Here is an 11209-nt window from a genome sequence, read left to right as displayed (position 1 = left end):
AATTTAACAGGCTTCTCAATTCACCTATCATTTCCAGTTTGTTTTGTCAACTCCTGATACTGAACCGACGCCCTAGGAAGGTTTTATATTGCTTTTTATTCAAACTTTCTAGGGTCGCACCTGACTCGATTAGCTGTTCAATATGAGCGAGATTTCTTTTGATGTATTGGAGTTATTTCTTAAGGCTTCGTCTTATTTTATTGCGGGTTAATCGTCTTTTTTTCGCTACTGCTAAGTAGTTTTTTTTGGCAATATTACGGTAGGTTCTTGTTTTTTTATTGGTTTGATATTTGAGTTATTTATACAGGATACCTATAATTTTGTCGGTATGAAATCTGGTTCCGTTTAATAGTCCTAAGTCGGTAGGATAACTAATGTCGGCTGGGGCCGAGGGAGCATCTATAGCATTTCTTAGAAAGATGAGGTATAATATAACTGACTTAAACGGAGTGAAAAATATAGAACTTCAAAATGTTATACAGTTCTAATTAAATGGGGCGCTCTTCGAGCAGTAGTCGCTCGACCCGCAGTCACTAGAATGACAACTATCTCAAATTTTAGCAAGGATCACGCATTAGTAAAAATGAAAAGTTATTCTCTTGATTTTAGACAAAAAATTATGGATGTGTACCATAATGAACCGCTGTCACAAAGAGCAATAGCTAAGCGTTTTTGTGGAGCCTCAGAGTTTTGTCCAAAAATGGGTTAAACAGTATCGTGACACCCAAAACATTGCTCCTCGCACTGAGCGATGTGGAGTCAAATTAAAACTGAATGCAGAACAACTGCTAATTGTAGCGGAATTGATTGAAGCAAACAATGATGCAACTCTCGAAGAACTCCGTTATTTACTGTACCAAAAAATTGGTTTTACCATCAGCGTAGCAACGATGGGAAGAATGGCAAAACTCTTAAACATGACTTTGAAAAAAAACTCTTTTCCCGTCAGACAAAGGCACTGACAGGGTTCAGAACCTGCGATACGAGTTCTGGCAAAAAATTAGAGAAGTTTGTTTGAACGACTTAATATTCATTGATGAATGTGGAGTAAACTGGGCAATGGTTAGGTTATATGCTCGATCTCTAAAAGGTTCAAGAGCTCTCGTGATCACAACCGAATAAACGCGGAAGAAATGTCTCAATAATTGGAGCTATATCGGTCAAAGAAGTCCTAACATGAGTTAATTTAATAGGTACAACTGATGGAATTACATTTGAGGCTTTTATTATCAGAAAATTAGTGCCAAAGTTATGGAAAGGTGCTTGTGTAGTGCTGGATAATTGTACTATTCATACCGGAGAAGAAGTAGAAAAAGCCATTAAAGAGAAAGAGGCAAAATTAATATACCTGTCGCCCTATTCGCCCGATTTCTCACAAGCGTGAAAATTTATGGTCAAAACTTAAAAATATTCTCCGTTCTATCAAGACGCCTAATTATCAAGAGTTAGCAAAAGCCCGGACGGGGTGACAACAAGAGTCAAAACCACGATAGAATCAAGGACATAGCCTTCAAAGCCCTTGGCAAAAATGGCAGCTTGTAACACAACCTTCAATTCCGGGATGCCGTTCACAAGGCAGCAAAAACTCTGCTAAACCAAGGGTGGGGGTTTTTCGTTTGGGAATACAATCTGTTATGCGGATAAAAGGACTTGAACCTTCACTCCTCTCGGAACCAGAACCTAAATCTGGCGCGTCTGCCAATTCCGCCATATCCGCATTTTGACATTTTAATACTATAGCACACAACAGAGCGATCGGTCAATCGATTTTAGATTTTAGATTTTAGATTTTAGATAAAACACAGCGACCCACTGATAAATCCGCAGGCGGATGACCAAATTGCTCGATCGCCCAACATCGAGAAACCCGGTCATTTTGGCACACCGGGTTCAATCATGAGTTATCGCCACAGCAATTTTCCGTATGTTTTACTCCTCGCTTACTTTTGACCCAGCGCCTTCCAGGTTGTTTCGTCAACCATGCCGTCAACCGTCAAACCCTTAAATTTCTGAAAGTTCTTGACAGCCGTAGCAGTGCGAGCGCCAAAAATGCCGTCGATAGGGCCCGGATCGTAACCCTGCATTTCCAAACGCACCTGTAGCGTCTTCACCTTGGAACCGACAGCGCCTTTATTTAGAAGAGCTGGAGGATTGCCGGCAACAGCAGCATTGCTCAGAATTGGAGCATTGTTCTGCACAGTTTCAGGAGCAGGCGCCGGATCGGCTGCTAAAGCTGTCCAAGTTTCTTTGTCCACAATGCCGTCTGAGTTCAAACCCTTAGACTGCTGAAAGGCACGAACCGCCGATGTAGTGCGAGAGCCATAGGAACCGTCGATCGTCCCCACCTTGAAACTGTGCACCTGCAACCGTTGCTGTATGGCGGCAACTTCTGGCCCGTCAGCTCCCGCCGAGATAGTTTTTTCCTTTCTGACTGGCGCCTGCTCGCCCGCGTAAAAAGGCTTGTTAAACATATCTGCTTCGGACTTTCCATCGGGCGATGCTGACGCACCCGGATCGGCGGGAGCCGTAAAGTCTCTGCGGTACTGTTCCTGCACCAAGGGCTCGGAGTCAAAAGCAGCAATTGCCTTTCGGGTTAAGCCGGGAGCGAGCAGAGCGATCAAGCTGAAAATCGTAACAGTAGTCACACGCATAAATTTCATCCTGTTAGTAAGGTTTGACAAGGTTTCCCTGTTTTCAAGTTTCTAAATCTAATTGTATTACCCGGACAGCTTTCTGAGACATATAGCAAAAGCAAGAAGGAAGAATGCCCTTCTACTTCGCTATCGGGTAAGAAGAAGTCCGAGGGAAGGGGTAATAGACCGCATTGGTTTGAGCCATTAAGAAAGTTCTAAGCGTCTGCCGCGGTTGCTATATCTGCCCCGGTCTCTAGAATTTCAGCACTCGGGACACCAGCACTCACAACTTACCTGCTAGAAGTAGGGGCCGGTTCGCACTATTCCTAATAAACCCGCTTGATTCCGAGATGTTTCGTTACCAAAGCTCATATTTTCGTATAAACCACGTCTTTTAGCCTCAGTCTTATGGTACAAAACCTGCCGTCATTCACAAATCTTTACAGGCGAATTTTCTACAAAGTTGATCTATGAAAAGCGAAGTTTTTTGCTTCAATCTCCCCGTAATATCAATTTCGGTTGTATGGGAATTATTAAACCCCTCTTGACGCAGAGGATACAGAGAAAGGGAAGAGAGAGATGAATAATTGCGATACCAACGGATTGGATATAAAAAGCAAAACTCGCGACTTATCGATTTGCGTGTTCTGCCAATAAAGCCTTTGCTCTTGGCTTGTAAATGAGATAAAACAGCGATTCTATGTAGCGGAGCATATCTTCGCGGTTTTCCTTGGACGAGTAGTTCCAGAAACCGTAACTCCGCGCCAGCGTCAGCAGCTTGGTAGTGTGAATTTTCCAGGTATACGTGCTATAAACTCGGTCAATGCCTCGCGTTGAAATTTCATACCAATAGTTGGGACTGTGTTCGCATTTCGATAAAAAAGCTAGAATTTTTTGGGCAGTCTCCTGGTGGTTGGTCGGGTTGATATAAAACCCATTTACGCCATCTTGAATAATTTCCAGCGGGCCACCAAACTGTGTCCCGAAAGTAGGAATACCGGTAATCATTGCTTCGAGAATTGTCAAGCCAAAAGCTTCAAATAAGGCTGGCTGAACAAATATACCTTGGGTGTCGGCGATTACCCGGTAGATTTCGCCGGACAGGCTTTTGGAAAGCCTCACTCCCAACCAGCGAATTTTACCGTGAAGGTTGTATTGGTCGATAATTGCGTAGAGCTTTTTAATTTCTTCTGCTTCTTCGTAATCGTCGGTTTCTTCGACGCGAAGCTTGCCAGCTACTAGAATTAAGTTGCATTTTTCTTGTAATTCCTGGCTTGTTCCGAACAATTCTGCTAAGCCTGTCATGTTTTTAATGCGATCGAGCCGGGCCATCGAAAATAAAGGGCGCTTGTGCGGATCGTCGAGTTTTCCAAAGACTTGTTCCGGGTCTTCTAGAGTAAATAATAATTCGTTGAGCCGATCGCGATCGCCTTGCACCCGGTCTTCTATCCGCGTGTAGGGAAAGTACACACTTTCGTTAACTCCCGGCGGCACGACGTTGAATTTAGGGCTCAACAGTTCAATCCCGTTCACAACGTGGTACAAATCCGGCATGGTAAAACACTTGTAAGATTCGTACTGACCGACACTATCGGGTTGGCCCACAATCTCTTGATAGGTGCTGCTGACAATACAATTAGCTGCATTCATGGCAATTATATCGGCCGTAAATTGCAGCGAAAAATGGTACTTTTCCTCTGATTCTTGCCAGTAAAGATTGCTGAGCAAATATTTAGATTTTTCCAGCGCATGGGCAATATTGCACTGAGTAACTTTCAGTTTTCGAGATAGCAAAAACGCTACCAAGTTGCCGTCTGAATAGTTGCCGAGAATTAAATCTGGCTTACCCTGAAACTCAGCCCACAGTTCTTTTTCTGCATCGATCGCGTAAGTTTCCAAATAAGGCCAAATCTCGAACCTCGAAATCCAATTTTGAGTCAGTTTGGGATTGAACTCCCGGAAGGGAACCCGCAAAATCCAAGCATTTTCTGTGCCGTGAACTTTTTCTAAACGTTTGTTGCAGCGCGTGCCGTCGCTGTTAGGAATTAACCGGGTGAGAATAATTACTTTAGGTTTGACGCCTAAACTATCGAGGCCGGCAAGATGAATATCTTCTTGCAGTTGTTTCTCTAAACTCTTGGCTTGATCGAGGACATAAACTACCTGACCTCCCGTATCCGGTCGCCCCAAAACTCCTTCTTGGCCGAACCAGCCGTGAGGAGAAACTAGGACGATGTTGAAAATCATCGGGATGCGAGAAATAAATGCTTCTAGGGTTTGCGGATCGGGGGCATCAATTAATTCGTCAAGAAGTCCTAGGGTTTCATGCACGCGGGCGGCGGTATTTCCCCAACCTGCCTCGAAACCCATCATTTGCAAAACCCGTCGAAATCTCTCGTAGGATTCTTCTTCAGAAAGTTCGCTAACAAAGGTGAGGGCTTTTTTGACTTGTTTTGAAAGTTGTTCTTGGGATTTTATGTGATCGTTAATTAGTAATTGTACGCCGTTGTAGCGGTGAATCCGCAAGAAATTAAATAGAGTTTCCTGCCACTGTCTGGCGTCTTGAAATAGTTTGCTGGACAGGTATCGGTTGAGGAATTGCACTCCTTTGCCGATGTTTTTGGGGTCGCGAATTGTGGGGGAATAATCGTAAAAAGGCCCGAAATCTAGTTCGAGAATGTCGCCTTCGTGGGGGTGAAAGTGGTTGACGAACCGATCGCGCACATCGAGCAAGTCTTGCACTGTCATCTGCTCAACAGTCAAGTCGTCTGCAACTCGCACTATTTCCATTGTAGCAATTTTTGGTCGCAGCAGGACGCAAAGGCTGCCATCTTCGAGGATAATTTCCTGAAGGTAGTAAATTAATTTGCTTAAATGAGAAGATTGATGGAACTCTTCAGGCTTTTCGTATTTGGTGCAGTAGGCGGCAAAAGCGTTAACTATGTCGTTTCGCAGTAAATATTTGTTTCCCAAAGCGTGCAAATCGCTCACAAACTGACGCAAGTCGGTTTTTTCGTCGCTGGCGATAACAGCCTGAAAGAGTTCCGACATACATACTCCCTTATTTAGAATTTTTGATTTTCATTGTAAAACTGGGCGATACTTTGTGAGTATCGCCCTTTATTTTTAGGGGGCTACTTTTTTTAATGCCATTTTAAAATCTGCAAAGTGAAGTTGCTATCCCTCAAATGACATAAAATTCCCCGTATTTGTGGCGAATGTAGCGGATAAAGGGATCGATAGTTAAAGGTGAACCTGTAACGCGATCGATCAATTCGACAGCGGTGTATTTGCGGCCGTGCTGGTAGATGTTTTGTTTTAGCCAGTTGTGGAGTACGGTAAAATTGCCCCGTTCTATTTCTACCGGAATTTCAGGATTGATTTTTACTGCTGTTTCGTAGAATTGGGCGCTCATCAAGTTGCCGAGGGTGTAACCTTGGAACATTCCGCCGATCGTACCAACATACCAGTGAACATCTTGCATCGCGCCTTCGCTATCGGTGGCGGGGACAACGCCGAGGTCGGTTTTATAGCGTTCGTTCCAGGCTTCGGGGAGGTCTCGCACTGCTAGTTTTCCCTCTACCATTGCCAATTCTAGGTCAAAGCGGATGGCGACGTGGAGGTTGTAGGTTACTTCGTCGGCGTCGGTGCGGATGAGCGATCGTGAGACTTTGTTAATTGCCCGGTAAAATGCGTCAGTGGATACGTGTCCCAACTGTCGCAAAAATACGCCTTGGAGTTGCGGATAGAAACATTCCCAAAAACCGCGGCTGCGCCCCACCAAATTTTCCCAAAGTCGCGATTGACTTTCGTGGACGCCGGAGGAAATGCCGCCTGCCAGAAGCGTGCCTTCAAATTCCGGGGAATTTCCGAGTTCGTAGAGGGCGTGCCCGGCTTCGTGGATGCTGCTGAAGAGTGCTTGATCCAAGTGGTCTTCATAGACGCGGGTGGTAATTCGTACGTCGTCTATGGAGAAGTTGGTCATGAACGGGTGCAGGGTGGTGTCTTGCCGTCCCCGTTGGAAGTCGTACCCCATGCGTTCTACGACTTTACGGGTGAATTCTAGTTGCTGGGATTCTGGGAAGTCTTGGTGCAAGCAGGAGTCGTCGGCGGGAGGTTGCGAGGTGATGGCTTCGACTATCGGCACTAATTCTTCACGCAGTTTGGCGAAAAGCGGGCGCAGCAGAGATACTTTCATGCCGTAGTCGCTACGATCGATCAAAGGATCGGCAATGTGTTCGTAGCCGGGGAAAAAGTCGGCGTATTGCCTGCTTAATTCTAGGGTTTTTTCTAGATACGGCTCGACCGCTGCGAAATTGTTGGCTGCCCTGGCTGCGGCCCAAGCTTCGTAGCTGTCGGCTTGGTGGCGGCAGAGTGCGGACATGAAGGTTGCGGGGACTCTGGATGCGCGATCGTAGTCTCTGCGGGCTATGCGGATCAGGCTGGCTGCGGTGGAGTCGTAGGGGAGGGTTTGTTCGTAGAAACGCAAGTCTTCTAGGAGTTCACCTATTTTGGGGTCGGTAAATTTTTCGTGGGATATTTGTTTGAGAGTAGCCAACTGGCGGCCTCTGGCATTTGCACCTTTGGCGGGCATATAAGTTGATTGATCCCAATGCAGCAGCGACGAGGCTGATTCGATATCGTTAACTTCTCTGAGGTGGGCTGCCAGTTGAGCGAATTTTGCTTGAGTTTTGTCTAGGGTTTGCATGATTGGGGGTTTATGGTGCTGTTTTGCCTACAAAGGTTGCAGTGCGGCATCCGTCTCCATCAATCATTGCTACCCTGAAATCAAGCTAAAAACCGCACTTCTTCCCGTATTGTACGCAATTTAGAGTCATTTTTGCACAATTTCCGGTATTTATGCGGATTGAGTTCGATCGCCTTGGACAAGTTTTCGATCGCCAGCCGGATGCTTGTAGCTACAAGTTCGGGGCTGTTTGTGAGTTCGCCTGTTTGTTTTTCCAGGGCGTACACGCAAGCTTTTTGATAGTACAGGTTGGGATCGTCGGGTGTGAGTGCGATGATTTTATCGTAGGAGGCGATCGCTTCGGTAAATCGTTGAATTTTTTTGAGGGCGACGGCGCGGTTGTACCAGGCTTCGGTGTTGTCTGGCTGCAACTCTAGGGTTTTGTCCCAAGAGGCTATTGCTTCTTCCAAGCGTTGTAAGTTTGCGAAGGCTAAGCCGCGGTTATAAAAGGTTTCGCTGTCGTTTGGGTTGAGTGCGAGGGCTTTGTCCCAGGATGCGATCGCTGATTCAAATTGTCCCATTTGGGCGATCGCCTTGCCGCGTTTGTTCCAGGCTTCGGCGGAATTCGGCCGCAGTTGCAGGGTTTTGTCGTAGGAGGCGACGGCTTCCGGGTAGAGTTTTTCATCGGCTAGGGCTAAACCGCGGTTGTACCAAGCTTGATGCAAATTTGGTTTGAGTTCGATCGCTTTGTCGTAGGAGGCGATCGCGGCTGTATTTTCGTCGGATTTTCTCAGGGCAAATGCTTTGTTGTACCAAGCTTCGCAGTAGTCTGGTTTGATTGCTATAGCTTTCTCGTAGGATGCGATCGCTTCTGATAATTTCTCTAAGCTGACGAGGGTGTTGCCGCGGTTCGTCCAAGCTTCGGGGTAGCTGGGGTTGAGTTCGATCGCCTTTTCGTAGGATGCGATCGCTTCTGAGAGTCTATTGAGCTTCCGCAAAACGTTGGCGCGGTTATACCACGCTTCGGGATTGTTTGGTTTGATTTGTAGGGATTTGTTGTAGGCTGCGATCGCTTCTTCTAGCTGGCCCATTTTTTTGAGGGCTACGCCTTGGTTGTACCAGGCTTCATAAAATTTTGGTTCAAGTTCGATCGCTTCTTCCCAAGATTCGATCGCTGCTTGGAATCGTCCCATTGCTTCTAGGGCGTTGCCGCGATCGTAAAATGTTTGAGCCTTTTGGGTGTTGACTGCTATGGATTTTTCCCCTGAGTCGATCGGCTTTTCTATGCTGGCTAATTTTTGCAAGGGGTTTCACCTCTTTATTTTCTGTCTAATTGATTCTTTTCTTTTTTATATGCGATCTTTTTCGCCTGTGAGTGCTTTCGATCGATATTATTTGGTTATTTAGGGCAATTTTACAGGAATTTGGGGACTTTTTCAATTTTTTTCATTATAATTCTAGAGCTTGGATTTGTAGGTATTGTAAAACTTCATTGAGTTTATAACAATACTTCGGACAGTTTTTTAATGGCCCTGTAAGCCGAGGGCGAGGAAGCCCTGCCATTTTTTACGCATTTTCTGAAACTTAGCGCTGAACTTAAACCTTGAAAAAATAGTCCAGCATATAGCCAGCAATGGTTTCGGACACTCAACTATATCTAAAACTGTCCGAAGTATTGTATAAGCAATTATAAACAATAATGGTATTCTATTGTTGTGAGTGTTGAACAAGGAATACGCATAGCCCAAAAAACGCAAGTCTCAAATGCAACTAACAGAGAGGCACATCATTAAATCAACGTCACACCGTTTCGCCCAAATAGACGAACTAGCTTTCAAGTCCAAAAACCTCTACAATGCCGCCAATTACGTCATTCGTCAAAGCTTTATTTATGGATGGGGTTATGTCAGTTATAACGAAATGAACCGATTGATGAAGTCTCATGAAGCATACAAGGCTTTGCCTGCTAAAGTAAGTCAGCAAATCTTGATGGTGCTAGACAAGAATTGGAAAGCGTTTTTTGAAGCCGTTAAAGCTTACAAAGCTGACTCTTCAAGATTCACGGGTAGCCCAAAATTGCCAAAGTACAAAGATAAGACTAAAGGGCGAAACATTCTCGTCTACACGATTCAAGCAATTAGCAGTAAACAGTTGAAGAAAGGAATCATTCAACTTTCGGGTACTGAACTTTTAATCAAAACCAAAGTCGCTCCCGATAAGATTTGCCAAGTTAGGCTGGTTCCGAAATGTGATTCCTATGTAATTGAGGTAATTTATGATGAACCGGAGTCCACCCTTGGCAACGCTAATTCTGTAGCTAGTATTGATTTAGGACTGGATAATTTAGTGGCGTTAACTTCAAATCAACCGGGATTTATCCCTTTGTTGATTAACGGGCGACCATTGAAATCGATCAACCAGTTCTACAACAAGCGGAAAGCACGATTGCAATCCCAGTTAAAAGGAAGTCGAAAAACTTCGCCTCGCATTCAGCGCTTAACCCGCTGTCGCCACCAAAAAGTTGATAATTATTTGCATCATGCTAGCCGTCTAATTATTAACCTTTTGCTCACCAAGCAGATTGGGACGCTAGTAATTGGCAAGAACGCGCAGTGGAAAACAGAAATTGATCTAGGGAAGCAAACCAACCAAAACTTTGTTAGTATTCCTCACTCTCGATTAATTGAAATGTTGGAGTACAAAGCTCGGTTGGCGGGAATCAATGTAATTGTGCAGGAAGAATCCTACACATCTCGCTCCAGTTTTTTAGGTTTAGACCCAATTCCTGTTTATGGAAAAACCGAAAAAGAGCCTGTGTTTACTGGTAAGCGAATTAAGCGGGGTTTGTACAAAACATCGGTTGGTCAGCTAATTAATTCCGATGTGAATGCAGCGTACAATATCCTCAGAAAAGCAATCCCAAATGCCTTCAGCGATGGGATAGGGAGCTGCGTAGTTCAGCCGAGGCGGGTTAATCCGCTCAAAGTAAAAGTGAAGGGGGAGGGACTTGAAGCCTCCCATGCCTATAAATGACTATACTTTTACCAGCTATAGATTAATACTATTTTTTTATATGACTGCGTAGAAAAGAGGAAAGGGCGATCGGGCTGACAGGATTACCTTAAAACCACAAACAACCGCGATCGCCAGAAACCCGATTTCTCAAACAAACCAGGTTTCTTAGCATTTATTCGTTAAATGCTATCTGGATCGATGTTCAATTCGCGCAGTTTAGCAGCTAAACGTTGAGCTCTTTGGTCTGCTTGTTGGGCCCTTTGAGATTCTTGTTGTAGGCGCTGACGATCTAATAACCTCTCTTCTTCTAATTCCGCATAGGAAAGAAACTTTTCTCCATTAGGCCGATAAATTTCTAACCCATCTTCTCCCAACTCAAATCGCACACCTAATCTCGGACTAATCCATCCCTCCATCGGCTCAATAACTTCTAAATTGCCCTCAAATGTTTGCCAACCTTCCAACTCATTTCTTTGTGGATCGTAAAGGTAATACTCCTCAACTCCATGACGCTGGTAAAATGAAAGTTTTTTATTCATTTTAGTGTTGCTGTCGTTATGGGAGCGAATCTCAAAGACGACTTGAGGGCCAATATTATCCTCTCGATATTGTATGTAGGAAAGGCGATCGCCCTTTGGCCTGCCAAATATCACCATTGTATCAGGTGCTTGAGAAATCTCAGGTCTGCCCTCAACGGGATACCACAGTAAATCGGCGGCTACAAAAACGTTTGGGTCATCTTTAAACAGCGATTCGCAACCTTCTTTGATTTTGACAATTAATTCATATTGAATTGTGCTTTCTGCCATTGGTTGACCGTCGCTGGAAGGATAAATGATTTCTTCGGTTGTGACTTGCATAGTGTTTGTCTCCG

8 protein-coding genes, 1 tRNA gene and 1 pseudogene are annotated in these 11209 nt (G+C 44.8%); 3 read left to right on the top strand and 7 right to left on the bottom strand.

The features are described from left to right. Positions 1-73: 73 nt before the first annotated feature. A pseudogene (locus tag QUA90_RS26355) lies at positions 74-403 on the bottom strand (IS5/IS1182 family transposase); the annotation flags it as partial. Positions 404-674: 271 nt separating this feature from the next. Between QUA90_RS26355 and QUA90_RS26350 the strand changes: the two are divergent. Together QUA90_RS26350 and QUA90_RS30580 are read left to right on the top strand one after the other, a co-directional pair. Further along, positions 675-962: a hypothetical protein gene (locus QUA90_RS26350; protein WP_333326595.1), complete on the top strand. Its 288-nt coding sequence runs from the start codon at positions 675-677 to the stop codon at positions 960-962. A 227-nt stretch (positions 963-1189) separates the two neighbouring features. Then, entirely contained in the window at positions 1190-1384 is a 195-nt protein-coding gene (locus QUA90_RS30580) for a transposase (RefSeq protein WP_333326652.1), read from the top strand. Between the two features lie 251 nt (positions 1385-1635). Here the strand turns inward: QUA90_RS30580 and QUA90_RS26345 are convergent. From QUA90_RS26345 to QUA90_RS26325, 5 genes are all read right to left on the bottom strand, one after another. Then, a tRNA-Leu gene (locus QUA90_RS26345) sits at positions 1636-1717 on the bottom strand. 223 nt (positions 1718-1940) lie between these two features. Next, positions 1941-2651, bottom strand: a complete 711-nt coding sequence (locus tag QUA90_RS26340) for a peptidoglycan-binding protein (protein ID WP_333448327.1) — start codon at positions 2649-2651, stop codon at positions 1941-1943. 612 nt (positions 2652-3263) lie between these two features. Further along, positions 3264-5684: a sucrose synthase gene (locus tag QUA90_RS26335; protein ID WP_333448326.1), complete on the bottom strand. Its 2421-nt coding sequence runs from the start codon at positions 5682-5684 to the stop codon at positions 3264-3266. Positions 5685-5817: 133 nt separating this feature from the next. Next, positions 5818-7341 carry a carboxypeptidase M32 gene (locus QUA90_RS26330; RefSeq protein WP_333389669.1) on the bottom strand — a complete coding sequence of 508 codons (1524 nt, stop codon included), beginning with the start codon at positions 7339-7341 and terminating at the stop codon, positions 5818-5820. Between the two features lie 80 nt (positions 7342-7421). Next, complete coding sequence (locus tag QUA90_RS26325) at positions 7422-8624, bottom strand: tetratricopeptide repeat protein (RefSeq protein WP_333326587.1); 1203 nt, start codon at positions 8622-8624, stop codon at positions 7422-7424. A 460-nt stretch (positions 8625-9084) separates the two neighbouring features. Between QUA90_RS26325 and QUA90_RS26320 the strand changes: the two genes are divergently transcribed. Further along, positions 9085-10353, top strand: coding sequence for a transposase (locus tag QUA90_RS26320; protein ID WP_333326585.1), 1269 nt, complete (start codon positions 9085-9087; stop codon positions 10351-10353). A gap of 161 nt (positions 10354-10514) precedes the next feature. On the opposite strand, the gene QUA90_RS26315 is transcribed toward QUA90_RS26320, so the two are convergent. After that, on the bottom strand, positions 10515-11195 hold the full coding sequence (locus QUA90_RS26315) for a Uma2 family endonuclease (protein WP_333448325.1): 681 nt from the start codon (positions 11193-11195) through the stop codon (positions 10515-10517). Between the last annotated feature and the right edge of the window lie 14 nt (positions 11196-11209).

Source organism: Microcoleus sp. D3_18_C4 (assembly GCF_036702355.1).
In the GTDB taxonomy this organism is placed as follows: Bacteria; Cyanobacteriota; Cyanobacteriia; order Cyanobacteriales; family Microcoleaceae; genus Microcoleus.
Note: the sequence above shows the minus strand (reverse complement) of the source record. Positions and strands in the feature narration are given on the sequence as shown.